The following is a 25,704-nucleotide window of genomic DNA, read 5'->3' on the forward strand; positions in this document are numbered from 1 at the left end:
GTCGGGGGCGGGTGGCGCGGAGGCCGGTACCGGGATCACCGGGGCCGGCGGCAGGGGAGCCGGCGGCGCGGAGGTCGGCGTCGGGGTGGCGGACGGGGCCCAGGTGGGCGCCGGAGCGGTCCTGGCCGTTGGCAACGGCGCGGGGGCGGGTGCCGGGCGGGGCGCCGGGGTTGGTGCGGGCGGCGCCGACGCGGGGCCTGGGATGACCGGGGGCGGCGGCAGCGACGCCGCCGGTCCGGCCGCCGACGGAGGCGCCCACGCCGACGACGCCGGGTGCGGGTGCGCCGGCGCCGAGACGGGCCGGGTCGGCTGGGATGTCTCGTGCGGCACACCGGACTGCGACTGCGAGGGGCCGGGCTGCGGCGCCCACTCCGACCCGGGTACGGCCGGCGCGGCTGGGGCGGGCGGGGCGGACCGCGGCGCGCCGCGGACGGGCGGGGGCGGCGGGACCTGCGGCGCCCGTGGTCCAGGTACGGCCGGCAGCGACAATGTCGGCCCGGAGAGCGCCGCCGGACCGGGGAGCGGGCCGCCGGCGGGAGTGGCAGCGGGGGTGGCGGGAGCGGCGGCGGACCCGCCGAGGTAGGTGCGGGCCGCGCGTACCGCCGGGTGGTCGGGGCCGAGCACCGCGGGCCCGGCGGTGGCGACGCGGGTGTAGTTGCGGCGGGCCTCGTGCCGGTTGCCCAGTTCCTCCGCCACCCCGGCCAGGTCGAAGCTGAGCGCCAGCATCAGCGGGTCGGCGTCCCCACGGCGGCGCTCGCCGGCCGCGTACGCCTCCTCCAGGACCCGGCGGGCCGCGGCCGGGTCGTCCGCCTCGCGGTGCAGCCGGGCCAGCAGGTGGGCGCTGCCCAGCACCTCGGGGTGGTCCTCCCCGTACGCCGGTCGAGCCCCCGCGATCGCGTCGGCGAGCAGGCGGCAGGCGCTGGCCAGGTCACCGGCCGAGCGCAGAGCGAGGGCCTGGTGGTGGGCTGCGGTCAGGGGGGAGGGGTGGGACACGTGAGCAATGCTGCCGGTTGTCGGCGGTCGGACGCTACCCACCCCGACGCATCCTGGGACGAGGTCGCCGGTGAGGTCCGTGAGGCGACGCCGTGAGCTGCGGAAACGTCCGTCGCCGGAGGGTGGCGGGCGGCGATGTGCATGATCCATCCGAGCCGTGTACAGTAATGCCCCGTGCGGCCCGCCGGGGCGGCTGACGGTTGACGAGGTCACCGTGGCCGACAGGGTAGGCTGGACGAGCAGGTCCGGGTGGCGGAATGGCAGACGCGCTAGCTTGAGGTGCTAGTGCCCGTATAGGGCGTGGGGGTTCAAGTCCCCCCTCGGACACCAAATTGCAGCATCCATGCTGTGTTTCGCGTACTGGTGGTCAAGCACGCTTGACCACGCAGATCTGATCTCAGCGACGCCCTCGACCGAGCCTGTCTCGATCGGGGGCGGTTGTCGTGGCTGATCGTTCCGTGGCTCCCGTCATTCCTCCCGTGAGGCTGGCGGACCGGGAGCAGGCGTCTCGTCGTCCGCTTGGTGGAGCTCCTCGCCGCCCGCCATTGCCGCTGCCGGTCCTGCCGACGCCTCGCGCCGGCACGATGGTGTACGGCCTGGCTGCCATCGACAACAGCGGCAGGATCGCCGACCGCGCGATCATCCGGGTCCTCGGATGGGGGCCGGGCACGCGGCTGCACATCCGTGAGGCCTCCGGCGTCATCATCGTCCGGCTGGACCGGCAGGGCGTCTTCACCATCACCGGACAAGGCCATCTCCACCTGCCGGCGGCTGTCCGGCACTGGTGCGGGCTGACCGCTGGTGACCGAGTGCTCCTGGCCGCCAACCCGGCTGACGGCCTACTGGTGGTGCATCCTCCCGCCGCCCTGGATGCGATGGTCGTGGCGGTTCACGCAGACCTGCTGGGCGGTGGTCAGGCATGAGCGACACCACCGTTGGCCGGGCGGAACTCGATGCCGCGCGGTTGTTGCTGGCGCGGATGGGGATCTCGCCGGCTGACCTCGTTGAGGCGGCGTCGGACCGTCCACCCGCGCCGACGTTCGCCGAGTATGTGCCGGTGGTAGCGGCAGCGGTCAGCGACGGTACGCGGCGGGCGTACGGCTCGTACTGGAAGCGGGTCCTGGAGCAGTGGGGGCAGCGGCGGCTCGATGAGCCGACACCTTCGGAGATCGAGCAGCTCGCCGAGTACACCAAGACGCACGTCGTGGCCCGGCGCAATGCCCGAGGCGGGCGCAGCGCCGCGGAGCACCTGATCGCCGCGCTGCGGTGCCTGTACAAGCGGGCCGTCGCCGATGGGTACGTCGCCGCGGCCGACAACCCTGCTCTCAAGGTGGCCAAGCCGCGGCGCCTGCCCAGCACCAGACGAGCCGTTGCCGACAGCAGGTTGGCGGAGATCAACGCCGTCGCTGCCAGCACGGGCGATGACCCGGCGCTGGACAGTTTGCTGCTGCGGCTGCACACCGAGACGGCGTGCCGCCGGGGCGGTGCGCTGGCTCTGCGGCCGGTCGACCTAGACCCGGACCAGTGCCTCATCCTGCTGCGGGAGAAGGGCGACACGGTGCGGTGGCAGCCGGTGTCACCGACGCTGATGAGGCATCTGCAGCAGCATGCCGAGGAACGCCAGGCGACGGGAACGGGCCAGTTGCTGCGTTACCGCAACGGGCAGCCGATCACGTACCGGCGCTACGACCATCTGTGGGTGCGCATCGGTGAGCACCTGCCGTGGGTGTACGTGCAGCAGATCAGCACCCACTGGCTGCGGCACACGACGCTGACGTGGGTCGAGCGCAACTTCGGCTACGCTGTGGCCCGCGCGTACGCCGGTCACTCCGACAGCGGCAGTGACGTTGGCACCACCACTACGTACGTCCGGGCGAGTCTTCAGGAGGTCGCCGCGGCTCTGGCGGTGCTAACCAACGAGCCTCATCCCCTCGCTTGAGCTGGAATCGACCGCGGGTGGGCCTGGGTGGTTACGTTCAGGCCCACCCGCAGGAGCTACTTCGTAACAGCGCCGATGTCTTGCAGGGTGGGCGGCGCTTCCCGCCGGCTGCGCCGGCGACGCAGCAGGCGGCTGCGGTATTGGCTAACCTATTCGCTTGGGGTGCCTTCGCGGGCTTCCTGCTCGTCGTCGACGCTTTTCTCGGCGACCGGGTTCGAGTCCATGACGGCAGGGTCCTGCTCACGGCCCAAGAGGTGCTTCGAGACAAGCCTCCATGGGTCGAGCTTCCAGAGTCCGACGCCAGCCGCGACGACGGCGCTCGCAGCGACGCCGATCGCCACGCCCTTCTTTACGCCGGCAGCTTCGCCGATGGCTCGGCCGATTTCTTCGCCGATGGCGAGGCCCTCTCCCACGCCCGTGTGGTGGCCAGCGCCCCACGCCGCGTTGCCCATGCCAGTCTCCTCCCGCGTTGCCCATGAATCGCAGCGAAGCCTAGCCGCGGACTGCCACCTGTTCATCAGTTCTCGACGGGTCAGCTCGTCGCGGGGCTCCGCGTCGGCCAGGTCGTCGAGCACGGTTGGCTCGGCCGCCTGGTCCTCAGCGGTCAGCGGCGGCGTTGGTGGACTGCCGGGCGTACGACGGGACCGCGGTTTACTGGCAGCCTCGCGTATTCGACCGGTGCGAGTTCTCCAGGTACGTCGCGCTCGGTGATTAGCTTCCGCCAGCGGTATCGATGAAGGCCGGGACGTAGTCCGGAGCGTCCCGGTCGCCGAGCGGCGCGGGCCTCCTCAACGACCGAGTTGCGGGCGCCCGAAAGACTTCAGCGCATGGATGCTGCGCTTCCGCTCCTCGGAGCCACCAACGCCTGGATCACTCCGCCGGTGGCTATCTCCGTAACCGCGCTGATCTTCACGCTCGCATCGTTCTGGTGGATGCAGGTCCGACGCGGTCGCCTGCGCGTGGAGACAGGGCACGTGTTTAGCGGCGCCATCACCAGCAACAAGATCGTGCTCTACATACCCCTGGTCTTCCACAACCCGGCCCCCGCCTCCCTCGTGGTCGCCGACATCAAGCTGCGCCTAAGCGGCGGCGCCGGCGACGAGAAATCCCCGGACCACAAGACGTTGCCCAAACGCATGTTCTGGATCGCCTTCCACGGGTCTGTCTATCCAGAATCGGACAAGCACCGGCAGTACGCCATGCCGTTCGCCGTCGAGGGCCGCAAGTCGGTCGAGCGGGTGATCGAGTTCCAGTGGGACACCTCGGAGACCCAACTGAAGGACGGTCCCTACACCGCCACCGTAGAGGTGCTCGTCCTGCCACAACGTTGGGGGCGGCGACGATGGCACACCACATGCACCTTCCCGTTGCGGACCGACCTGTGGTCCGGAAACCGAGACGCGCTGATTCCTCGAACCAACGACCCCGAGTTCTACGAGGCCATCAAGGACGTCGCCGGCTAGACCAATAGCCTCACGGCCTCGCCGAACAGCAGAACACCACGCCAGCTCCTGCGCCGGTTCGCAACCTGGCACGTCCTGCCCCCGGCTCCGGGCTCGCGCCGAGACTCGGCCGATCACCCCGGCCGTGCGCCGCTACGCCGGCGAGGAGATCAGCCAGGCCGCCGACCTGCTCGAGTGGCTGGCCGCCCGTGGCCGCGCGCTCGCCGACTGCGGTCAGGCCGACGTCGACATCTGGGCCGTCGAGCACAGCGTCAGCGACCGCGTTAACGTCCAGGCGTTTCTGCAGTGGTCGGCCGCGAACCGGCTCAGCCCACGGTTTGAGCTGTCGGCCGCCCAAGGACCGCGCGCCGCGGCGCTGCCCGAGCGCGACCGCACCGGCGGTTCGGCCAGCTGCTCACCGACGATCGCGCTCAGCTGCGTACCCGGGTCGCCGCGGTGATCCTGCTGCGCTGCGCCCAGCCAGTCAGCCGGATCATCCGGCTGACCATAGACGACATTATCCGCGACGACGATCAAGTTCTGCTACGGCTCGGCGACCCACCCTCACCGGTGCCCGAACCGGTCGCCGCCCTGCTGCTCGAGCATCTCGACCGGCGGATCAACATGCGCACCGCCACCAACCGCGAATCACGCTGGCTGTTCCCCGGCCGCCGCGCCGGCCAACCGCTCCAGCCCGGCACCCTGTCGCCGCTGATCCACAAGCTCGGCGCCCACCACGCTCCTCAGATACCGTTGGTCCACTCGTGATCCGGCATGTTGCCGACCACAAAGTGTTCATCGCCGCAAATAAGCGCAAGTGCCATCGTCCGAGCTGAAGTGCCCGCAAGGGTCGATCTCGTCCGCGTCTACGTCATCGCCGCAGACAGCGGCACGCAGAGTCACCCCCGCCGGGCGATTGATCCTCGAATACGCGACCGTTCAATACGGTCTCCAGTAGAGCAGCCAAGACATCCGGCCGCTGATACCGGTCAGCTCGGCGATGAGCTTGCCGACTCCGAGCGGACGTCAGGACGCCGTGCATGGTGGTGCCCACCTAGGCCGTCGCCCCATTCGTTGCTCTGGGCGGCGTTGGCCACGAACTCGGCAGACAGGGAGCAAGATATGGCCATTGCTTATCGATCTGCGACCGGGCGCGGTCGCAGATCGGCAATGGGGGCGGGCCGTGCCCGCCACGACGGCCCGCGTCGACGTCAGGGTGAAGGGTGACCAAGTAGGCGCGGAGGAACGGTGCCAGCCTCCTACCCATCCCAGCCTCAGCCTGGCGCAAGTCGTCTGCCGGGAGGCAGCCGGGTTACCCCCGACTACCGCACCGCTTCCGCTCCTCGCCGCTGCGCGGCTGCGGTGCGGGTCGGCTTGGTCCCGAATCACTACCGCAGCGCTCGCCGGGAACCGCAATGACACCGGCGGGTCGGGCGAGCGCCGGCTTAGCGTCCCGAGGGCCGCGACGGCAGCCCCGCCTCAACTGATCCATGTCGAAGCCTTCCTGAGCCCGAGAGACGTGGGTGGGTACGGCGGATTGGGCACGTTCAGCGGGTCTGTCGCTGATCTTGTGACGGCTCAGCTTTGCAGGAGGATGCGTTTGCGGAGCAGGTCGAAGTTTGCGCGTCCGTAGCCCATGCGTTTGATCAGCTTGGTTCTGGTGTTCTGGCCTTCGACCTGTCCGGAACTCCACATACTGGTCAGTCCGGCGACGACGGCTTCGTAGTCGTGTAGGAGTCCTTCGGCGAACTGGCGCAGGTGGGGTAGGTCGTCCTGGCGGACGCGGTTGATCCAGGCTGGTAGTTGCTGGCCGGTCAGGTTGCTCATCATGGCGGCGAAGGCGCGCACGTGCCGGGCGGTGGCGTTCAGGTGCGGGCAGGCCGCCTGAACGTCGCCGAGGGTGGAAGTCTGGTCGGGTTGCAGCCGGTCGGGGTGGGTCAGCAGCCAGCTCGCCGCGGTCCGGGGCGCCGGGACCGGCCGAGGCGCTGGTGGCGCAACCAGGCCGCCTTTGAGCAGGTGCAGATAGCGGCCGATGGTGGTGCGGCTGCCGGTGTATCCCTGCTGGCGGATCCGCCGGTACAGGTGCGAGGCGTTGCCCTGGCCCTGGGTGAACTGCTCGTACAGGTAGGGCTTGAACGCGTCGAGGAGTGTGTGGCGGTGGATCGCTGGCGCGATGAGCGCGTCAAGGCTGTCGGCGCGGGCGTAGCGGCGCACGGTGTAGTAGTCCAGGCCCAGGTCGCGGCTGATGCCGCGCAGCGACCGCCCGGCCGCCACCAGCTCCTGCACCGCCGTGTACCGCTCGGTGGTGCGCCCCACGAGCGGGCGGGGACGGCCACGCACGTCGCAGCGCTCGTCCGGAAGCGGTGGCGGCGGCACGTCGGTGGCCGCCGGTTCAGCGGCGGCGAACGCGGTCTTGATGCACCCGTGGTGGGCGGCGACGGTCTTCTCCACGGCCTCGCACAGGTTGTGCCACAGGTGCCACCGGTCCGCGACTTGCTGGGCTTGGGGTGCCCCGACGCGGGCGGCCTCGGCGTACGCGCGGCCCCGGTCCCGGCACACCACCTCGATCTCGGGATGGGCGGCCAGCCACGCCGTTACCGGTCCGGCATCCCGGCCCTCGAGCACGTCAACCGGCCGCCGCGTTTCCAAATCCACGATGATCGTGGCGTACACGTGGCGTCTGCGCAGGGCGAAGTCGTCAACTCCGACCACCCGCACCTCGCCGACCGGCGGCTCCGGCAGGGCACGGACCAGGCGCAGCAGGGTGTCCTTGGCTACCGGCAGACCGAGCCGGCGGGCGAGCCGGGCCGCCGGGCGGGCGGCGAGCGCCACCGCGATCTTGGCGAGGAGCTGCTGCAACAGTGGGGTGCGTCGCGCGTGGGGTCGGGTCAGGTCCTCTATCTGCTCGGCGAAGGTCACGGCCGGGCACGCCTCGGACACGCACTTGAACCGGCGCACCAGCAGCTCGATGACCACCGCGCAGCCGCCCAGCGCGGCATCCGCCAACCGACGCAGGTACCGGCCATGCACACGGCCCGACGGCGTGCCGCACTGTGGACAACGACCCCGGCGAGCGCGAGAGCGGGCCCGCAGCACCAGCGCGCCGGCCGACCGTTCGACGAACTCAACGACCACGTTGGACAGATGAGGAAGGACACTCGTCAGGAATCCCGAAGTCACGGCGCAGATCTTGGCCACCGCCGTAGGCCGTCACAAGATCAGCGACAGACCCCGTTCAGCCGTACCTGGCCGGGCATGCGAACCCGTACGCCGACAGCCCGGCCAGCACAGGTAGCCCCGATTGCTCACGTCGCCGGCAACGCCCAGAGTGCACAGTGCGGCGATGGACAGCGATCGGCCTGCCTGGCCCAGCAAGGCGCGACATCGTGCCCACCTTCGGCCGGCCCGCCCGCACGCGGTACTGCTCCGGCTCTCCGATGAGGAGAAGGCCGCGATCGAGATGGCGGCCTCAGCTGCACAGCTGACTCCGACGGGCTACGCGGCGAAGGCCGCCCTCGCCGCCGCGTCCGCCGGCCAGGTGTCGAGTGCCGTGAAAGGTGACCTGCGGGAGCTGCAGCACGAGCTGTTCGCCGCCCGCCGGGCGGTAGCGATGTCCGGCAACAACGTCAACCAGGCCGCCGCGGCGTTCAACGCCACCGGCCAGCTGCCCCACTGGGCCGCCGATGCCGTCCGGTTGTGCACGAGGGCCGTGGCCCGGCTCGACGAAGTGATAGCGCTGATCGACAGGAAGCTGCGGTGATCACCCGGGTGCACCGGCGTGGTTCACGGGTCGGTGGGCTGCTGCGCTACCTCTGGGGCCCGGGCAAGGCGGAGGAACACACGAACCCCCGCCTGGTGGCGGCCTGGGACGGCGCGGGTCCTCTGACGGACCTGGAGCCGAAGGTCACCGACAGCGGCAAGCGGGACTTTCGGGCGCTGGCGGCGTTGCTGGAGCAACCGGTCCGCGCGGGCGACCGGCCGCCGAACAAGTTCGTCTGGCACGCCAGCATGCGGCTCGCGCCCGAGGACCGGCGCCGCACCGTCAGCGACTCGACCTGGGCGAGCATGGCAAGCCAGATGCTCACCGAGGTCGGGATCGCCACCACCGCCACCGATCCGGGCCTGCGCTGGATCGCCATGCGGCATGCCGACGACCACGTGCACATCGTCGCGACGCTGGTGCGCGAGGACGGGCGAACCAACTGGATGCGCAACGACTACCCGCGCTGCGTCAAGGCCACCTACAACGTCGCTCGCCGCTACAACCTGCACCGCCGGGTCCCGCCGGCTGACCGCACCGCCCACCGCCGCCCCCATCCGGTCGAGGTAAGCAAGGCGCGTCGCGTTGGCCGCGCTCAGACGCCCCGGGATGAGCTGCGCCGGCGCGTACGCACGGCCGTGGCCGCCGCCGGCTCAGAGGAGGAGTTCTTCGCCCGGTTACGCGAGGCAGGGGTGCTGCTCCGACTCCGGCGCAGCACCACCGATCCCCGGCAGCTCACCGGGTACGCGGTGGCGCTTCCCGGCGCGCGCACCGCAGGCGGGCAGCCGGTGTACTTCGGCGGGGGCCGGTTGGCGCCCGACATGACCCTGCCGAAGCTGCGGCTGCGCTGGGGCGTTCAGGCACCGCCGCCGGCGGCGCCGACGGTCGGCCGGAGGGAGCGTATCGAGGCGATGCGCCAGGCCGCCACGGTGGCCACTGCGGCCGCCGACGATATCCGCCGCGACGCCCGTACCGAATCGGGTCGTGCGCAGGCCACCGCGGTCGCCGCAGCGGACCTGCTCACCAGCCTGGCCCACGCGATGGAGGGTGACCGGCGCGGGCCGCTGCACCGGGCCGCCGAGGTCTTCGACCGCGCGGCCCGGGACCTGTACGGGCGGGTCCGCCGGTCCACCGGCCGCTCGCAGGAGATGCGCGCCATGTCGCGGCTGGTAGCGCTCATGGGCCGCATCTCCGGCGACGACGACGCGATGGCCGCCCTTGCGCTGGTGATGGACCTGGCCCGTCTCGCCGACACTCTCGAGCAGCTGCGGCAGGCCCAGCAGCGCCTGCACCAGGCCGAGGCGGCCCGGGCAGCAGCCGCCGCGCTGCGGCTGGTAGCGGGTGGCCGGCAACCGGCGGTAACGCTGCCGCTAACTGCCATGCCAACACCCGAACCGACAGTGGGAGGCGGCCGGCGTGCTGCGCGCGGCCGCTGATCAGGCAAGGAGGTGCACATGCCGCGCCCGCAGCAACACGAGGACCCGATGGCCGAGACCCGCCAACAGTTCCTGCAAGGGCTGGCGACGATGGCGACCGTCGGCGAGGCCGGCGCCCGCTGGGCCGCCGTCGGTATCCAGAACAAGGCCGCTGAACGGGATCGCCAGGCCGACCGTGACCAGGCCGCCGCGAGGGCCCGCCGCGAAGCCGACCGACTTGCAGCCAAGGTACGCGCGGACCGTGACCGGATGGCGGGCTCGCTCGACGGCGGCTGGCTGGTCCACAAGGCGACCTTCGCCGAGGCCGCCGCCGTTTGGCGCACCGCGACGCTTCATGCCAGCAGTGACCCGGTAGCTCGGCGGGCTGCGGAGTTCGCCGAGCAACGGCTGCGCCAGTTCCGCCCGGACCTGATGGCCGCCTATGAACGCCACAGGCGGGCCGGAACTCCGATCGCTGAGGCCATGCGCGCGGCAGCCCGGGAGGTGTGGGAGCGCGATGCCCGCGCCGGTCACCGCCAGCACGGCGCTCGCCCCCACGGCAGCACGCCTGACCGGCCGGGGATTACCCAGGAGGGGCCCGCCGCGCTGCCGCCGGGTAGCCGTGCGCTGGTCGACGCCTTCGACGCCGCTGTTCGACAGGAGGCAATGAAACTGGCTGAGCACGTACGGCCCGAAGCCCTCGACGAGCTACAGCGCCACTGGCGTGCGACAGGCAAGCTTCCTGCAGGCGACCCGGTACAACTACTTCGCGACCTCGCCGCGGAGATGAACCAGGCCATCAGGACCGGCGATGCCGACAGGCGGCCGATAGAGGCGATCCGTCTCGCGCAGGGTCACGTGGAGGAGGCCGTGGCTCGCGACCTGCAAAGCCGAGCGGCTGCCGAGCGCGGCGAGGGAGTCAGCGACAGTAGGCCAGTCGACAACCCCCGCACTCTGGTCGACGAGCACGCAGCCGGGCAGTCGGCGAGCGTGCTCCACGACGACAACGCTGATCACGTCGCCGCCACCGCAGCTGACGTCCACCACCTTGACGTTCTCCCGACGCCGGCCTGGGCGCAGGCATTTCCGAAGCTTCGCGTAGCCAAGATCAGTTCGGGGGTAGAGGGCAAGCAACCCGCAGTAGCGGTCACCGCGGTGCCGATGCGTAGCAGGACACGATGACGGCCACCATGTCGCATCGGTCCAGCGACGACCCGGGCATCCAGCATGACGAGCTCACCGCTGAGATGGCGAGGCTGGCAGCGCAGGTCGCCGACCTGCAGCAGACCCAAGCCGAACGCGCCCAGGCTGGCGACGAGGACCAGGCGCCGCTGTACGCGACGGTCGAGCAGTGGGTGACCACGTACCTGCTGCCGACCTTCCCGCGCCCGGTCGGCGAGGTCGGACTGACCCGATGGCACTGGTGCGAGCAGTGGTGGCGCCACGACGAAGCGGTAACCCGGCTGACGGCCCTGTGGTACGGCTGGGAACAGGCCCGCCTGCAGATGACCGGCATGCTGCCCTGGCTGCGAGAGCTCGACCACCAGCTGCCCATCCTCTGCGGCGACGACGGCCCGTTCCGCAACTGCACCCCAGGTGGCGATCTCGGAGAGAGCCAGCACCGCTCGTCGCCGGAGGTGCCGGCTCAGCCCGCGCCTGAGGATTGGTGGAGGTGGTGGGACTGACGCTGCGTCTGGCACCGCAGCGGGTGATCGAGAGCAGACCCGGTGGGACGGCAGTAAAGCCGTCCCACCGGTTCGTGCTGACTCCCGAACTGCGGCAGGTCGTCGGAGCTGGCCGACCGGGATCCTCCGGGACGACCTAACTACGAGCACTATCGACAGGTCCGAGATGTCCGATGCCTAACCCTAGTTTGTTAACAGATCCAGGCGCACCGGTGAGTGCACACTCGACACTCTCGGCGTGGAGTCTTAGCTTCGGCTCGTGAATGACTTTGCGAGAGCGGTCTCTCAGGCAGAGGTGGCCAGGCTCGCGGCGGCCACGAGGGCTGCCGTCACCCATTGGCGCCGGCACGACGACTTCCCACCGCCGGTGAGCGGAACCGGCGATCGTCTCCATCTTGGCGAGGTGATCGGCTGGCTTGACGGGCGGCGCGTTCCCGCCAACCGCCTGGCGCTGGGTGAGACCGCCGGAGACACCTATGGAGATCGAGTCAGGCGGAGCTTTCGTCCCGCTGAGCGTCCCGAAGCAGACCCGAGCCTTCAATCCCTGCGCGCACTGGCTTCCGACGTCTGCGGTGGCGCGCCCCGGACCGATTACCTGTACCTGCTGCTCTGCCTCGCGTTCCTTCGCCTACATGACCGGGATCGCTGGACGCACGTGACCCGGCATCTCCCCGCTTCCGGCGACGCGGGAACGGCCCGGCAGCTGCTGCGGTTCGTGGTGGCGACAGTCGACGCGTCCCTCGGTCACCCGGACCTGCTCAGCAGCTCGGACGCCCCGCCGACGAGGTTGCGGCCCCGCACGTTCGAGCCGGTGCGCAAGGTGGTCGTGCTGACCGCCCACCTCGGTCCCGGCGCCTACCACCGACTTCTAGACGAGTACGTGCGGGAGGTCCGCAGTCACGATGGCGCCATATCTACGCCGACAAGCGTCGCGCGCACCATGGTCGCGCTGCTTGCCGACCACACCGCGCGGGGCGAGGTAACGGTGTACGACCCGTTCGCTCGCTTCGGCGAGCTGCTGGCCGAGTTCACGCAGGTGCCCGTCGGCGAGGCGGTCCTTCAGGTGTACGCCGAGCATCCACACCCGGCCGAACTGCGCCTTGCCGGCATGTCGCTGGCGGCGACGGGTGCCACCCCCGAACTGGCCGTGGCACCCTCGCCACCACCGGGCGGGGCGAAATTCCTGCTGACCAACCCGCCGTTCGACAAGAAGGAACAGCCCACCTGGTTGCGACGATGCATCGCCGCACTCGCCGACGACGGTCGCGCCGCTGTCCTTATGCCCTACGGCGCCGGCTACGCCGCCGGCACCCGGGCGTACGACACCCGCCGTGACCTTGTCGAACAGGGCTCCGTGCACGCTGTTGTCGCGCTACCGGCGCGGATGTTTCCAGGGAGCTCGATCGGCGTCTGTATCTGGCTGCTGAGAAAGCCGGTAGGCCGCGCTACGCCGGTACACATGGTGGACGCACGCCACCTCGGCCGGCCGTCTGGCCCTCAAGCGAAGGGCGTGCACATCCTTGACGCAGCGGACATCGCGACGATAGCGGCGACGTTCGCGGCGGCCGAGCCTAAGCCTGGCTTCAGCATCGCGGTCGCGCCTCACGAGATCCGGGCCCACGGGTACTCGCTGAACCCACCGGAATACCAGGACCGCACGCTCGCGCGAGCTTCGGCGGATGACGCACGCGCGGAAGTGGACGCGCTGACCGCCACACTCGACCTGCCCTCCTACACGACGGGCACCGATGAAGGTTGGCCCGAGCACCGTCTGCGCGACCTCTGCGAGATCCGCAGCGGTGTGCCGCCTCGCCCGCTCAAACGGGCGATCTCCCAGGCGCACACCGCGCGGGAGGTAGTGCCCGTCGTCCACCCGCGGCATCTGCGGGAGGGCCTCATCGATGCGGGCGACGCACCGAACGCAGACGTCGACACCGTTAGCCAGCAGCACCAGCTGCAAATCGGCGACGTGCTCTACGTCCGGACCGGAGCCATGGGACAGACCGCAATCGTGGGCCCCAGTGAATCTGGCTGGCTGCCACACAGCAACGTGCTCCGGCTGCGCGTTACCAAACTCGCCGAGCTGGATCCCGCCTACTTGCTGGCCTACCTGTCGCAGTCAGCCGTACAGGCCCGCATCCGCGACCGATCAGTCCGGTCGCTAACCACCTCACTGAGCACCACCACACTCGGCGACCTGGAGATGCCGCTGCCACCGGTCGCCGACCAGCGGCGGATCCTCAGCGCACTTCAACTAGTCGACGACGAGATCTCCATGATCGACCGACGTCTCGCCGCTGCCCGTGCCACCCGGACAGCCTTCACCCGACACCTCGCCGACGGCACCGTCGTTCTGAACGGAAGGGAAACTCCTTGAGCAGCTCCGGCAACACCCACCTGTGGATTCTCGTAGTAGGCCTTTCCTCAGTCGTCGTAGCGCTCGTCACCGCGATGCTCAAGACAAGCAGCGGCTCCTCAGCGGCCGAGGCCACCATGGCCGCCGGAGCGGCTTTCGCGACTGCCTTCGGTTTAGGTCTCGGCATCCTCGGGACGCTGTGAGGCAAAACCTGGCAGCACGCCGAGGTATCGAGGGCAACCAGGCCTTCCGTTTCTTCACTCATTCAGGACCTGCTCGGGGGAGAGCTGATCCTAGGCGAGGTCCTCGCCGGAGACGCCAAGGTCGGCTACCACTACTGGAATCGATTGGTTGACGGCCCCGAGGTCGACCTGGCAGCTGGCCAGTTCCAGCCACCGGAAGTCGTCGTCGGCGGTTAAGTCCAGCAACGCTCGCCGGGCCCACCTCGGCGATGCCGCCAGCAGTACGAGATCCTGCGGGACCGCGTCTTCGCAGCCCTCTACGGCGGCGATCCAACGCAATCTACGCAACAGTGACGGCCGGCGAACGGGCCGAGCGCACGAACGGCGGCAGATCCGGATATCGACTGGTGTTTCGAGTGGTCGATGAGTCATGGTGAGGCGTGATCACCCTCCAGCGAGTTCGTGTGCGATGGAGCGCGGCCGGGCGTGGGGCGCCGCAGGAGAATATTCGCCGTGCTTTGGACCGCCCGGTCGTGTTGCCCGCGGCGTTGCCGGTAGGCGACGTGGTCATCCATGAGGTGCTGGTCGATGAAGCGGTCGGCTATATGCGCCACGACGAGGTACGCGTCGGCAGCGCCGAACTGGCCCGTGACTGCGGCTTGGAGCTCACCCTCAGCGATGCGGCGATGCTCGTCGAGCGGTTGCCGGGAAGGGCGGCATTCCCACGTCGGCGTGGACCTGCCCGCTTGTTCACGCTCGCACCGAGGCAGGTCGGCCGGTATCGAGCCAACTTCCGGTTCACCGGCTGCGCCTGTAGCCCCAGGTGGTTCTACGAGGACTGGGTGGTACACGGCAGCAACGGCCAAGTCGAGCCTGAACAGTTCATCCACGGAGCACCGGACCGCGACATCGACGACCGCGTGCACCTCTACAGCGGAACGACACGACTAGGAGGCTAGGGGTCATCACCGACGGGCCCGACTGACGTCTGACGGCGGCATGACGGGATGTCAAGATCGGTCGAGGACTGCGGTTCCTTCAGGCCACACCGCACGTGGGGCCGGGCTTGTAGGGCTGGTGAAAGCCGCGTCCTGCCCGCTTATCGGTCCCGACAGTGGTTGCCACTGGAGTCGTAGAGGACGAGAAAGCCCCGGCGAGTTGATGAAGGATGATCCCGAGCAGGTATACGAACGCCTGCCTGCCCGGTGGTGGGCAATGAAGTCCTATAGGTGTGGGTCTCAGTCGATGGCGCCTTCGATTTTGTCGGTCACGTCGAGGATGTCAGGGACGGCGTCCAACACGGTGACCTCGACCAGGGCGCCATCGCGGCCGTACCGGCGGCTGTACTCGGCGTAGGGGTAGTCGGCGATCGGCAGCCAGGATCGATGCCCACGCATGGGGTGGTTCTTCTGCGTCACAGCCCCGGAGTTGAGCCGGCAGAGTTCGATTCGTGGGCCGTGTCGCTCGACGAGGGTGCGGGTGTCGACGTGCAGGACCACCTGGTCCTCGGTGCGGTACTCCTTCGCTTGACGCAGCCGGTCCAGCCGCTCAGCGCTGGCCCAGAAGAAGACCCGGGAGTTGATGGCCGCGAGGTACGCGGTCAGCGAGGAGTTTGGATCAATCTTCTCCGCGACGAATTTCATCGGCTTCTGATCGCGAATCACGGCAGGCGCCAGGCCAGGTGCGCGCAGCACGGTGGACTGCTTGCGAGGGGCGCTCAGGAGTCGGTCACGCTCGGCGGCGTCGAGGCCGAACAAGTCGATCAGTTTCTGCGTAGACAGGAGGCCGTGTCGTTGCACCGATGGCCACGCGGTCGCCGACATCGTGTGGAAGACCTGCGGATGGCGCGCGATCAGTTCCTCGACGTCCATGACGGTCATCATGCCGGACGTCCGCGACTACGGGCCATCAGGGAACCGATGCCCTCCCATCACCTGGTCGACAGGTGGCCTACAGCGCTGGCGCTCCTCGGCGCTACGCCTACACCTGTCGAGACAACCGCCACTCCCCATAGTGACCGAATTGCGGCTATGTGCGGATGCCCGGTACGGGGATGATCCGGGAGATCGATCGCGGCGAGGCCGGCCGCTGATTGTGCTGCGCCCGGTACTCCGCCACGCTTGTCGGGTGGCCGATCTTGACTTCATCGTCGACGTGGTGGTCAGCGGCGCCGTGCTGGGCGTCGGCCTGACGGACTCACCGGACGAAGTAGCCCGCACGCTGGGTGGCGACTTCGCAGAGGACCGAAACCGCGCCGTGATGCGGCGTGACTACGGCTTGGTGGAGTTCTCCTGGGCGCGGCGTCCCGGATCCGACTCCTGGCAGGCGACCGGCTTCACCGTGCAGGCGTATCGCCTGGCGAGCATCACGGTCACAGAGGCACTCGTGCATCGGTACGGGCCGTTCGGCCGACAGCTGCGGTTCATGCAGTTGAACGCCGAATTGGACCGCCTCGGCTACCACCTGCAGGAGATCATCGACCAGGCCGATGCGAACCACCAGCGGTACTGGCTTGCCGAGTCACGGATATCCCTCCTCGTCGCCACCACCGGCCATCAGCAGATGGTCGATGCCGGTGAAGTCTGGTCGATCAGCGCACCCCATCCGCCCGAAGGTGTGTCCGCCGGAAGACTCGGCGGGCAGCGCCAAGCCGTCAAGGACGGGCTGGTCCACCTGCTCCAGCTCGACGAGCACCAGCGCCGGCAGTGGCTGGACCGCCGCCAGCCGGCACCGCGCCAGCGAGCGAACTGGTGGATGTACCTGTTGCTTATCACCGATCAGCGCCTGGGTGGCCAGTCGCACCGGCGGGCGGACTGGGCGGAGCTGAAGCTGTGGCTACTGCGGCAGGGGCGGGCCCGGGAGGTGTTCACCGAAGCTGAGGGCGCCGAGAGGCTGGCGTACTTCGCGGCGGACATGCGGCGCGCGGGGTCGGCCTGGCGGCGCTGCCGTCGGCTGACGACATCGTCCGGGCCTGCCTGGAGGCTCTCCCAGTCGGTTTGAACGAGGTGGCCATCCTCGCTGACCGGCGAGACCTCGGTGGCCTCGACCGCACCCCAGATGCGTCACTCCCGGCAGGCGAAGAATCTGGTCATCGCAGCCCAGTGGCACCTGAACGGAGTCCAGGATGCGCGCCTCGCCGCCCAGCTGCGCGAGTGGATCGATATCAAGCCTCGCCTCGTGTAGGAGCCGGCCTCATCCGAACAAGCAGACGCGCACGCTCGCCTCGGCCAATGCATGCTCATCGGCAGAAGAGGCCGCGGAGCGCTGACGGCAAAACCTCTGCCTAATCGCCCTCCAGTTCGATCAACTGCCTACTGGCGTGATCGCAAGCGGTCAGGCCTGATGCCTTGTAGCCGATCTTCCAGGTATCCGAGCGCGGCGATGGCGACAGTATCGACCCCGGCGCCGGTGTGCGCGACGATGCGTCGGGCCACCCCGATCGCCCCGTCCGGGTTGAACGCCTCGAACAAGAGCGGCACCAGAAGGTGCACCGCAGTGCATTTGCCGTCGATGTCCTCCATTAGTCGGGGATGCCGGTTGACGAGCCGGGCGAGCCGGTGGTCAACCACCGCGTCGAGCATCGGCCGCGCCCTTCGCTGCAACGCGGCCCGTAGCTGAGCCTTTCCGTTCGGCCGACGCAGCAGGTCCGCCGGGTCTGCGCCGGCGCTGAACTCAGCCACCAGCAGCGGACCGGGCGGGTGCGGCTGCCGGAGCAGTTTCCAGACCCGGTCCACCGCGCCACGGCCGGCCGGGTCCGCGTCAAACGCCGCCACGATGCCGTCCGCCGCACCGGGCAACTCCCGCAGGATCGCGGCCTGTTCGTTGGTCGGCGTGGTGCCGCACGGCGCGAGGGCCACCGCTCCGGTGCGGCCGGACCGTGAGTAGGACAGCCACACGGCAAGGACGTCAGCGGGACCTTCGACCAGGACGGGCTTCCACCGCGCGGCTAGGCGCTCCTGCTGCTCTGCAACACCGAACAGCAGCCGTCCCTTGTCGTAGATCGCGGTCTCAGGACCATTGATGTACTTCGGTACGCCCGCGCCGGCGTCAGGGCTCGACCGGCCGAGGAACGCCACGGCACGCCCGGCTGGGTCGCGCACGGGAAACATGATCCGGTCCCGGAACACGTCGACGAGCCGGTCCGGGTCCACCCGGGTGCGGGTCGACAGTCCGGCACCGACCAGCTCATCCGCCGTGAAGCCAGCAGCGCACAGGTGGCCGGTCAGCGAACTCCAACCGGGCGGGGCGTACCCGACCCGCCACGGCCACTCCCGCTGCACAACGACACCGAGACCGCGTCCGGCGAGATAGGCGCGAGGACTGTCGGCGTGATCGAGCTGGCCACGGTAGTACGTCACCGCGGCCTCCACGGCCGCCAGCAGCCGCGCGTGCTCGAGCCTGGTGCCGCGCACAGAGAACGCCGGATGTCTGATTCGAGGTGCGCCCATAGCCAACCTCCGATATCCAAAGCTAGCTTCAGCTGGCCCGTCCCCGCCACGAACGCTGCGCCATACGGTCCCGACGCGCGGCGCGGGTGCGTTGGGCCTGGCGGGTGATTTCCTCGGTGGAGGCGGCGACGGCGGCGTTCAGTCGCTCGGCGCTCGGCTCGTCGTACCAGGGCAGCAGGTTGAGCATGGCCACCTTGACCCCGGTGGCGAACAGCAGTGCTGAGCCCTTCGGCAGTGCCCGAATCTGCGCGGGATCGAGGATCCGCTGCCGGCGTACTGATGTCTGGTACGACGTGTGGCCCTGGCCGTCGCGGGTGCGGGAGGCGACGGTGACGTCGTGTTCGCCGACGAGCCGGGACAGGTCCTCGGCGAACCGCGCATCGTCGATACCCGCGCCCACCAGCTTGACCGTGGCGGCCGACCAGAGTGCGTCCATGCCCTGCTCGCCCCAGACCCTGGTGCCTTGGCGGTAGGACTGCAGGATGGTCAGCGGGATGATGCCTCGGCTGCCGAAGTGGCTGTACAGCTCAGGTAGGTCAGCGATCTTGCAGATGTTCGCGGCCTCGTCGAGGCAGGCGACCAGCGGCGGGTCGAGCCGGCCGCCGTGCGCTTCGGCGACGGTGACCGCGGCGCGCAGCACCTGGTCGGTCAGGCCGGCGACGAGTGGTGCGGCTGCACCGGCGCCGTCCTTGGACAGCAGGTAGAGCGTATCGGCGCTTTCGACGAACGCCTCGACGTCCAGTGCCGGCGGCGGCAGGTCCGGTGGGGTGACCCAGGCCATGATGGTCGGGTTGGCCAGGCATGCCGCGGCGGTGCGGGCGGTCTCGTAGAGCCCTTCGCGGGTTTCGGGGGCGCCGGCCTGGCGGCCGGACATGGCTCGGGCGGAGGCCCCGAAGCCGTGGCTCTTAAGGATCGTCGCCGGCTCGCGGGACGTGGAGTCCGACAGCCATGCCTGGACCGAGGCCAGCGTGCGGCCCTCTAGCGCGGCGGCGAGGATCAGCGAGGTGAGCAGGTCAAGTGCTCCTTGGATCCAGAAGTCGTCGCTGCCCTGGGAGTTGCGGACCTGCTGGACGAAGTGGTTGGCCAGCCGGTGGGCGTCCTCGACGTCCTCGACGGCGGCCAGCGGGTTCCACCACCAGTTCTGCGGCACGTGGGCGATGGACTGCGGGTCGAACACCCACACGGTGCCATGCTCAGCCCGGGAAGCCGCCGTGGTGGCCCACAGGTCGGGCTTGTTGCTGGTGGCGAGCGCCGGCCCCGGCGCATTGAGAATTGACTGCACGGCCAGCGCGGTCGTCTTACCGGCGCGGGGTGCCATCACCGCGAGGACGACGTCTTCCCAGGACGAGTAGAGGCGGGGGCCCGAGCCGCGCCGCCGTCGGTGCGCACCGAGCACGACCCCGGCCGCTTCGGCCGGGATTTCCTTCATCAGCACGTCAGCCAGGTTGGTCCGAAGCCGGTGGGCCTTGGCGGCAACCACCGGCAACGTCATGGCCTTTACCTCGGTGGGGCCGGCCAGCGACGGCAGTGGATCCTCCGCGTCGGGCTTGCGCGCCTGCCACCACACCGCCGCCAGAGCGCCCAGGCCGACCAGCACCAGCAGCAGCACCGCGTAGACGACACTCACCGCGGTGGGGGAGACCCCGGGCCAAAGCGCGGCCCAGTCGGCATGCAGCAGATGTTCCAGGTACGCGGACCCGAAGCCGGGACCACCGGCGGGATGCCCGGTCACGGCGGCGGCGATTCGCCCCGCGAGCCAGGACAACCACATCAGGGCGATTGCCGCCCACACCAGCCCGAGCAGCAGGAACGGGGTGAGCGGCCCGCCTGCGGTGCCGCGCGGTTCGACCGGCCGGGTGTTCATAGCTGCACCTGCCGGATCGCCGCGTCGGTGTCGTAGAGCTCCCACTCCTCACCGACCAGGGTCAGCGACACCGGCAGTCCGTTGCGCTCACCGGTCTTGATCAGGTATTTGCCCCGGCCGGGATGCACGGAGCCGGCGAACCAGGCTTCCGGCGCGGCCCAGGACGCCACCAGTTCGCGCTCGGGGCCGGACAGTTTGATGACTTCGTTGACGCGGTTCAGCTCGCGCGGCGGCAGCCCGGCCAGGATCTTGATAGCGGACCGTTCGATGAAGCCCTGCGCCTTGGCGCGGTCCTCGGGCGTGGGCAGGGCATCGAGGTCAGCGAGGGAGTGGGTGACCATCACGCTGGCCATGCCCCGCTGCCGGTTGAGGCGGGTCAGCGCGTCGGCGTGCTCGACCAGCCCGGACGCGCCGCGCAGGGCCCGCCACAGCTCGTCCATCACGCCGAGGTACTGCCGGCGCCGCGCCAGGCCCTGATCGGCCAGTACGGATGCGGCGTCGACCATGCCGAAGCCGTACGCCCAGGTGCACAGCATTGCGGCGGCTACGAGCTGGTCGCCGGCGGCGGCGACCTGGGAGATGTCGACGCTGACGGCCGGGGCGTCGAGGTCTAGGGGCTTGGTGGTGGGGCCGTCGAACACCCCGCGCAGGCTGCCCTCGCAGAGCAGCGCGAGAGTGGGCACGAGCTGGTCGACGCGGCGGCGGTACTCGCCGTCGGTGCGCGCCCGAGCCGCGGTCAGTAGCTCGTCGGCGCCGGCTTCGACCAGGCGCAGCACGTCGGGCACCGTGGGGTCGCCGTCGAGTCGTTCAGTGAGTACGTCGATCGCCCGGCCGAGGATGATCTCCTCGGTGTTGTTCAGCGCCTGCCCCCGCACCAGCGCGCACAGTGCCAGCAGCAGTGACATGCGCCGGCCCCGGATCTCCAGGCGCAGCTGCCGGGCGTCGGCGCTGCCCATCCGGGCGAGCGCGCTGCCGAGCGGGCCGGAGTCCAGCGGGTTGAGCCGGTCCAGGCCCCGCCCGATCCGGATGACCTGCCCGCCGAGGTGTTCGACGAGCCGGGTGTAGTCGGGTTTGGTGTCGCCGAGGATCAGCGCGCTGGTGCCGAACCCGGTCATCCCGGTGATGAGGCGCTTGACCACGGTGGACTTGCCGACGCCGGGTTGGCCGAGGACGAACACGCCGGGGTTGGTGATCAGGCCTTCGCGTAGCCATTCGAGGGGGTCGAGGCAGACGACCTCGCCCCACAGCATGTGCCGTCCGATCGGCACCCCGATCGTGGGCGCGCCGGACCCGGCGACGAACGGGTAGAGGCCGCACAGTTGCACGGTTGTGCCCTGGTATTCCATGCCGGGGGAGACGTGGCTGGCCCGGCCGGCGCCGGGGGCGCGGACACCCCATGCCGGCGCCGGTGCGGGCGCGTCGATGGTGCTGCTCTTCATCGGATCCTCCAGATCGCGGGTTGTGTCAGCGGGGCCAGTGGCGGGCCAGCTGCGGCGGGCAGACGCCGCACGGCAGGGTCATCGCGAAGCCAGCGGCCTGGCTGGCGCGCAGTCGCCGTAGCCGGATCTTGGCCACGTCGGCGCGGGACTCGACGTCGGCGATGGCGCGGCCCAGGTCGTCGGCGGAGATCACGGTGGTGGTGACGAGCAGCGACATCAGACCGACTCCGGAGCCGGTCGCCTCTTCCCGCGCGGTCTGCAGGGCTCGTTCCCGGTCGGCGTGGTCCCGGGCGGACTCGTCGCGTTTCTGCGCCCGGTTGTAGGCCGCCCGGAATGCCGCGGCGTTGACCTCGCTCTCGACGATCCGCGCGGCTTCCCCGGCGGGGAATGGCCGGTAGAGCAGCGACACCCGCTTCGGGTACGGCCCCGGGGCGAGTAGGCGAGCGAGGACGTCGGCGTGTACGTGCTGGCGGGGTGCCTCGTGCCAGGCCCATGACACCGACGTGCCGGAGTCGTGGACGTACCGGTCGAGATGCTCCTCGGCCATCACCGGCCCGGCGGTGTCCCAGTCCACCCACCGACTCAGGTCCAGCCCGGGGGTCGCGGTCAGCCGGGCCACGTCACCCCGGCTGGCCGGGTCGAAGGCTGTTCGCACGATGGCCGAGATGTTCTCCGCGCTGGCCCGGCCGAGGACGGTCAGGCCGCAGCTGCCCAGCGAGTCCTGCAGGCCGGGCAGCGTGCGGCTGATCTCCTCCAAGGCCTCGTCGAGGTTCTTCGGCTTGCTGGGCGAGGCGCCGGGCTTGAAGGTGACCGACACCCGGGTCTCCACGTCGGCGGCAGCTGCCGGGGACACCTCCACCAGCCGTTGCAGTACCCGCCGAGCGGATGCTGGGCCGTGGGGCACGATCCGCCGGCTGACGTGGTCGGCGAGTCGGGAGCCCGGGTCCGGCGCGGTGTCCACGGTGACCGCGACGTGATCGATGATCGGCAGGTAGCCCAAATTCGCGAGCCATCCGCCCCAGTTGGCCACCCACGCCGCGCTGGCATCAAGATCGGCCAGCCAGGTGGAGGTGGCCGCGCAGCGCAGCGTCACCGTCATGGCGCTGAGCCGCTGGTTGTACACCACCCCGTACACGCCGCCGCTCTCGTCCTCGACCGTCAGCAGGGTGGTGGGCGCGAGCACGCCCGGCAGCTGCCAGGCGTGCTCGCCGGTCACCATCACCCCGGAGCGGTAGGAGGTGTAGCCGCGGCTGGTGCCGACCAGCCACCGCACCCGCTGCGCGATGCCCGCTGAGACTGGGACTCCGTCCCAGCGCAGCACTAGCAGGCCCACGAGCAGCGCGCACGGCCCGGCGGAGATGGCCAGCGCCCGCAGCCCCATTGACCCGGAGATGATCAGCACGGTGATCGCCGCGAGGACGACGAAGGTCTGCATCGGTCCGAGGCCGAACAGGCCCATGCCCCGCGCCCGCCGCCAGCCCCCGTAGGTGCGCACCTGCGCCTGGTCAATGCTCACGACGGTGAACTTCCTTCCTGCATGGCGGAGCTGGCGGTGCTCGCGCCCGCCTTTGCTGCGGTCACACCGGCCTGGGCCACCACAGCGGCGCCTATGACGACCGGCGCCGCCGGTCCGGTGGCGGCTCCGGCCGCGCCGGCCGCCGCCATGCCACCTCCGGCGGACGCGCCCCCGCCAGCGGCCGCGCCCCCGGCTGCTGTGCCTCCGCCGGCGGCTGCACCAGCGGATGCCGTGGCGCCGGTGCCAGCCGGCACGGTGGTGGTGGGCGTTACCGGGCCGGGAGCGCCGCCGGCAGTGGCGGTGCCGTTGACCACCTTCGGGGCGCTACCGGTCCCGCCGCCGGAGCCGCCACCCGGTGACGGTGTCGAAGGGGTAGGCATGGCCCCGGTCGGTCCGCTACCACTGGTTCGGCCGCCGCTACCAGGTCCCTGGGAGTCCATGTAGCGGGCGTGGTCACCGGCGCTATGACCACCGACTGCTCCGCGCACCGACGACGCGGCATGTAGGCCCGCCGCCGCGCCGGCTCCGGCCATGCCCAGGCCACCGCCGCCGGAGGCGACGTGACCGGTGAAGATCGTGAAGAACTTCATCAGGGCGGGCAGGGCCACCACCGACAGCACCAGCATGCCCAGGCCCATCAGCCAGTCCCGGCTGTTGCCGCGCATCATCATGAAGGCAGTGGCGTACACCGACATCGCGGCCGGCTTGTACAGGGCCAACGCCAGCGACCAGCCGAGGGTCTTGTGGAACATGCCGCTGGTGCCGCGGGTGACCGTGCCCGCCGAGGCGAGCTGGAGCAGCCCCGCCAGGATCACCACCGATCCCTCGCGGAAGACCATCAGGATGGTCTGCAGGAGAGCAGCGGCCATGACGACTGTACCGACGAGGATCATCACGAACGGGGCCACATTTGCTGCCGGAAGCATGAGCCCACCCAAGGCTTCGCTCATCGCCTCGTTGGGTGGCTTGTTGGAGTCGTCGAGGACGGCTTTGCTCAGCAGCCACATGGAGTAGCTGTCGCCCGCCTTGAGCACCAGATGGGTGCCGGCGATGCCGATGCTGCCCCACAGCGCGGTGTTCCACACGCCGCGTACCGCCTGCAGCAGCGGCTCGCCCTTACGGCTGACGGTGATGGCGATGCCCTGCCAAATCAGTCCGCCGGCCAGCAGCAGGATCGTGATGGGCAGCATGAACGAGCGCAGCTCCTGGGCGGGGCCGCTGCCGGCGTTGCACTGGCTGACCCAGTCGGCTGTCCACCGGCTCGGGTCGCTGCCGTTGGTGGAGCACAGATCGTTCGAGGGGATCAGCATCCAGCTGGTCAGCAGCACCGTCACCCACTCGATGCCTTCCCGTACGGCTGCGGCCAGGCCGGACAGGACCGTGTTGACCATGGTGTTGCCGACCACGTCGGCGGGGTTCGTCGAGCCGCCAGCGGTGATTCCAGTGCAGGTCAGAGGGATGAAGGGATTGCACGAAGGCATGACTCACCCGCCAGCGATGAAGGGTAGGAAGGTGGCCACATCGGCGGGCGACGCCGCCGTGACCACCTGGTCGAAGGTGCCGCCCACCGGGGCTACCAGGGCCCAGTCCGCGGCGCTCCAGAGAAGGCGCAGCTCCGTGCTAACCGCCACCGGGGCCCCGGAGGCGTCCGGAGCCTCGGTCAGCAGGCGCAGATTCACCTCGTCGTCGGTGTAGCTGAGAATCCGATAGCCCCGCAGGGTGGCGTACAGGCGCCCAATGGGCTGCCCGTACGCGACGCCCGCCGGACCGCGCAGCTCGTCGTACGCCTGGGCGACCTGGATCCGCATCGCGGCCGCGTCCGTTCCGACCACCTGGGTGCGCAACGTGGGGTCGAAGACGGTGGGACCGATCTGCGGGTTGGTGCGCACGACGATGTGCACTGCGGCGAGGACTGCGCCGGCATGGTCGTGCGCGAACCCGCGCGCCTGACCCCCGCTGGTAAGGCGAGGACCAGACTGGCGTGACACTGGCACGGAGACGCCCGCCACGTTGGTCAAACCCAGGTCGCTGGGCAGGTCCGCGGATCCAGCGGTAGCGGCGCCAGTGTCGGGGCTGGCTGGCGCCCTCGGACCCGCCGGTGGGGTGACAGGTTGATTCGGGTCCGCGTCGACCACCACCGCGACGGTCACGGCGCCGACCACCGCCACTGCGGTCACACAAGCGGCGGTGGCCCGGCGGCGCGTGGTGCGGCGGGCACGAGTGATGATGTCGGAGGTCATTGCTCAGCCCGGCAGGACCGCGCCGACTACGACCGCCGCGACTGCCCCGCACGTCAGTCCGGCCAGCACCCAGGGGATGCCGGCCGCGCCGTCGGCGGCGAACGCAGAGCGGTTGCGACGGCCAACGGCCATCATGATCCCGCAGACCAACAGGCCGCCGACGCCGGCGACGATGAGGATCCACTTCATCCAGCCGAGGAATAGGTTCCCGGTCGCCTCCAAGCCGGGCGGTGCGGCGGGGCCAGGGTTCGGTGGCGCGGCCAGAACGTCCGCCATGGCGCTGATCTGCCCCTCTGTGAGTGCGGCGGCGGTGGCCAGATAGTGAGCAAGCACAGCAGGTCTCCCGAAGGTCAGGACGCCCCGGTCGGGCATCTGCCATGCACCCTGACCAGGCGTCGCTGACGGCAGCGTTGACGCTGGTGTGG

General features: G+C 70.1%; 23 protein-coding genes, 1 tRNA gene and 1 pseudogene. 14 read left to right on the plus strand and 11 right to left on the minus strand.

Annotated features, from left to right (window positions below; genetic code table 11):
• Positions 1-771: 771 nt before the first annotated feature.
• A pseudogene (locus OG799_RS04035) lies at positions 772-1,143 on the minus strand (tetratricopeptide repeat protein); the annotation flags it as partial.
• Between the two features lie 93 nt (positions 1,144-1,236).
• Between OG799_RS04035 and OG799_RS04040 the strand changes: the two are divergent.
• The 3 genes from OG799_RS04040 to OG799_RS04050 all read left to right on the plus strand — a co-directional run bounded on the left by OG799_RS04040 (position 1,237) and on the right by OG799_RS04050 (position 2,932).
• Positions 1,237-1,323, plus strand: a tRNA-Leu gene (locus tag OG799_RS04040).
• Between the two features lie 254 nt (positions 1,324-1,577).
• Positions 1,578-1,916: an AbrB/MazE/SpoVT family DNA-binding domain-containing protein gene (locus OG799_RS04045; protein WP_406043212.1), complete on the plus strand. Its 339-nt coding sequence runs from the start codon at positions 1,578-1,580 to the stop codon at positions 1,914-1,916.
• Positions 1,913-2,932: a tyrosine-type recombinase/integrase gene (locus OG799_RS04050; protein ID WP_406043214.1), complete on the plus strand. Its 1,020-nt coding sequence runs from the start codon at positions 1,913-1,915 to the stop codon at positions 2,930-2,932. The genes OG799_RS04045 and OG799_RS04050 overlap by 4 nt, the downstream gene beginning before the upstream one ends.
• Before the next feature lie 149 nt (positions 2,933-3,081).
• On the opposite strand, the gene OG799_RS04055 is transcribed toward OG799_RS04050, so the two are convergent.
• The gene (locus tag OG799_RS04055) at positions 3,082-3,507 is read right to left on the minus strand and encodes a hypothetical protein (protein WP_406043216.1); all 426 of its coding nucleotides are present in this window, start codon (positions 3,505-3,507) and stop codon (positions 3,082-3,084) included.
• A gap of 252 nt (positions 3,508-3,759) precedes the next feature.
• Between OG799_RS04055 and OG799_RS04060 the strand changes: the two genes are divergently transcribed.
• The 3 genes from OG799_RS04060 (at position 3,760) to OG799_RS04070 (ending at position 5,142) form a co-directional block, all read left to right on the plus strand.
• A complete protein-coding gene (locus OG799_RS04060; RefSeq protein ID WP_406043218.1) occupies positions 3,760-4,395 on the plus strand; it encodes a hypothetical protein in 636 nt (211 codons plus the stop codon).
• Between the two features lie 124 nt (positions 4,396-4,519).
• Complete coding sequence (locus OG799_RS04065; RefSeq protein WP_406043220.1) at positions 4,520-4,834, plus strand: hypothetical protein; 315 nt, start codon at positions 4,520-4,522, stop codon at positions 4,832-4,834.
• Complete coding sequence (locus tag OG799_RS04070) at positions 4,831-5,142, plus strand: hypothetical protein (protein WP_406043222.1); 312 nt, start codon at positions 4,831-4,833, stop codon at positions 5,140-5,142. The genes OG799_RS04065 and OG799_RS04070 overlap by 4 nt, the downstream gene beginning before the upstream one ends.
• A gap of 810 nt (positions 5,143-5,952) precedes the next feature.
• Here OG799_RS04070 and OG799_RS04075 read toward each other — a convergent pair.
• The gene (locus tag OG799_RS04075; RefSeq protein ID WP_406043224.1) at positions 5,953-7,572 is read right to left on the minus strand and encodes an ISL3 family transposase; all 1,620 of its coding nucleotides are present in this window, start codon (positions 7,570-7,572) and stop codon (positions 5,953-5,955) included.
• Between the two features lie 145 nt (positions 7,573-7,717).
• Here OG799_RS04075 and OG799_RS04080 point away from each other — a divergent pair, with 145 nt between their 5' ends.
• From OG799_RS04080 to OG799_RS04110, 7 genes are all read left to right on the plus strand, one after another.
• Positions 7,718-8,134, plus strand: a complete 417-nt coding sequence (locus OG799_RS04080; protein WP_406043226.1) for a hypothetical protein — start codon at positions 7,718-7,720, stop codon at positions 8,132-8,134.
• Positions 8,131-9,570, plus strand: coding sequence for a relaxase (locus OG799_RS04085; protein ID WP_406043228.1), 1,440 nt, complete (start codon positions 8,131-8,133; stop codon positions 9,568-9,570). Before OG799_RS04080 ends, OG799_RS04085 begins: the two co-directional genes overlap by 4 nt.
• Before the next feature lie 18 nt (positions 9,571-9,588).
• Entirely contained in the window at positions 9,589-10,731 is a 1,143-nt protein-coding gene (locus OG799_RS04090; protein WP_406043230.1) for a hypothetical protein, read from the plus strand.
• Complete coding sequence (locus OG799_RS04095) at positions 10,728-11,234, plus strand: DUF4913 domain-containing protein (RefSeq protein WP_406043232.1); 507 nt, start codon at positions 10,728-10,730, stop codon at positions 11,232-11,234. Before OG799_RS04090 ends, OG799_RS04095 begins: the two co-directional genes overlap by 4 nt.
• A 259-nt stretch (positions 11,235-11,493) precedes the next feature.
• Positions 11,494-13,611 (plus strand): N-6 DNA methylase, encoded by a 2,118-nt coding sequence (locus tag OG799_RS04100; RefSeq protein ID WP_406043234.1) that lies wholly within the window; start codon positions 11,494-11,496, stop codon positions 13,609-13,611.
• Complete coding sequence (locus tag OG799_RS04105) at positions 13,608-13,793, plus strand: hypothetical protein (RefSeq protein WP_406043236.1); 186 nt, start codon at positions 13,608-13,610, stop codon at positions 13,791-13,793. The genes OG799_RS04100 and OG799_RS04105 overlap by 4 nt, the downstream gene beginning before the upstream one ends.
• A 419-nt stretch (positions 13,794-14,212) precedes the next feature.
• A complete protein-coding gene (locus OG799_RS04110; protein WP_406043238.1) occupies positions 14,213-14,731 on the plus strand; it encodes a hypothetical protein in 519 nt (172 codons plus the stop codon).
• 279 nt (positions 14,732-15,010) lie between these two features.
• On the opposite strand, the gene OG799_RS04115 is transcribed toward OG799_RS04110, so the two are convergent.
• A complete protein-coding gene (locus OG799_RS04115; protein ID WP_406043240.1) occupies positions 15,011-15,643 on the minus strand; it encodes a DUF7002 family protein in 633 nt (210 codons plus the stop codon).
• A gap of 256 nt (positions 15,644-15,899) precedes the next feature.
• Between OG799_RS04115 and OG799_RS04120 the strand changes: the two genes are divergently transcribed.
• Complete coding sequence (locus tag OG799_RS04120) at positions 15,900-16,772, plus strand: hypothetical protein (protein ID WP_406043242.1); 873 nt, start codon at positions 15,900-15,902, stop codon at positions 16,770-16,772.
• Positions 16,773-17,083: 311 nt separating this feature from the next.
• Here the strand turns inward: OG799_RS04120 and OG799_RS04125 are convergent, their stop codons facing one another.
• The 7 genes from OG799_RS04125 to OG799_RS04155 form a co-directional block, all read right to left on the minus strand.
• The gene (locus OG799_RS04125) at positions 17,084-18,142 is read right to left on the minus strand and encodes a toprim domain-containing protein (RefSeq protein ID WP_406043244.1); all 1,059 of its coding nucleotides are present in this window, start codon (positions 18,140-18,142) and stop codon (positions 17,084-17,086) included.
• 106 nt (positions 18,143-18,248) lie between these two features.
• Positions 18,249-20,084, minus strand: a complete 1,836-nt coding sequence (locus tag OG799_RS04130) for a type IV secretory system conjugative DNA transfer family protein (RefSeq protein ID WP_406043246.1) — start codon at positions 20,082-20,084, stop codon at positions 18,249-18,251.
• Positions 20,081-21,523, minus strand: a complete 1,443-nt coding sequence (locus tag OG799_RS04135; protein WP_406043248.1) for a hypothetical protein — start codon at positions 21,521-21,523, stop codon at positions 20,081-20,083. The genes OG799_RS04130 and OG799_RS04135 overlap by 4 nt, the downstream gene beginning before the upstream one ends.
• Positions 21,524-21,548: 25 nt before the next feature.
• Positions 21,549-23,039 (minus strand): SCO6880 family protein, encoded by a 1,491-nt coding sequence (locus tag OG799_RS04140; protein ID WP_406043250.1) that lies wholly within the window; start codon positions 23,037-23,039, stop codon positions 21,549-21,551.
• On the minus strand, positions 23,036-24,445 hold the full coding sequence (locus OG799_RS04145; protein WP_406043252.1) for a hypothetical protein: 1,410 nt from the start codon (positions 24,443-24,445) through the stop codon (positions 23,036-23,038). The genes OG799_RS04140 and OG799_RS04145 overlap by 4 nt, the downstream gene beginning before the upstream one ends.
• 78 nt (positions 24,446-24,523) lie before the next feature.
• Positions 24,524-24,940, minus strand: coding sequence for a hypothetical protein (locus OG799_RS04150; protein ID WP_406043254.1), 417 nt, complete (start codon positions 24,938-24,940; stop codon positions 24,524-24,526).
• 342 nt (positions 24,941-25,282) lie between these two features.
• A complete protein-coding gene (locus OG799_RS04155) occupies positions 25,283-25,651 on the minus strand; it encodes a hypothetical protein (protein ID WP_406043256.1) in 369 nt (122 codons plus the stop codon).
• Between the last annotated feature and the right edge of the window lie 53 nt (positions 25,652-25,704).

It is taken from the genome of Micromonospora sp. NBC_00898, assembly GCF_045207895.1.
Classification (GTDB): Bacteria; Actinomycetota; Actinomycetes; order Mycobacteriales; family Micromonosporaceae; genus Micromonospora.

Excerpts from the sequence above, each read along its gene's own strand:
- OG799_RS04045 (WP_406043212.1), top strand. The coding sequence starts at position 1,578 with ATGGTGTACGGCCTGGCTGCCATCGACAACAGCGGCAGGATCGCCGAC.
- OG799_RS04050 (WP_406043214.1), top strand. The coding sequence starts at position 1,913 with ATGAGCGACACCACCGTTGGCCGGGCGGAACTCGATGCCGCGCGGTTG.
- OG799_RS04060 (WP_406043218.1), top strand. The coding sequence starts at position 3,760 with ATGGATGCTGCGCTTCCGCTCCTCGGAGCCACCAACGCCTGGATCACT.
- OG799_RS04080 (WP_406043226.1), top strand. The coding sequence starts at position 7,718 with ATGGACAGCGATCGGCCTGCCTGGCCCAGCAAGGCGCGACATCGTGCC.
- OG799_RS04090 (WP_406043230.1), top strand. The coding sequence starts at position 9,589 with ATGCCGCGCCCGCAGCAACACGAGGACCCGATGGCCGAGACCCGCCAA.
- OG799_RS04095 (WP_406043232.1), top strand. The coding sequence starts at position 10,728 with ATGACGGCCACCATGTCGCATCGGTCCAGCGACGACCCGGGCATCCAG.
- OG799_RS04115 (WP_406043240.1), bottom strand. The coding sequence starts at position 15,643 with ATGGACGTCGAGGAACTGATCGCGCGCCATCCGCAGGTCTTCCACACG.
- OG799_RS04130 (WP_406043246.1), bottom strand. The coding sequence starts at position 20,084 with ATGAACACCCGGCCGGTCGAACCGCGCGGCACCGCAGGCGGGCCGCTC.
- OG799_RS04135 (WP_406043248.1), bottom strand. The coding sequence starts at position 21,523 with ATGAAGAGCAGCACCATCGACGCGCCCGCACCGGCGCCGGCATGGGGT.
- OG799_RS04155 (WP_406043256.1), bottom strand. The coding sequence starts at position 25,651 with ATGCCCGACCGGGGCGTCCTGACCTTCGGGAGACCTGCTGTGCTTGCT.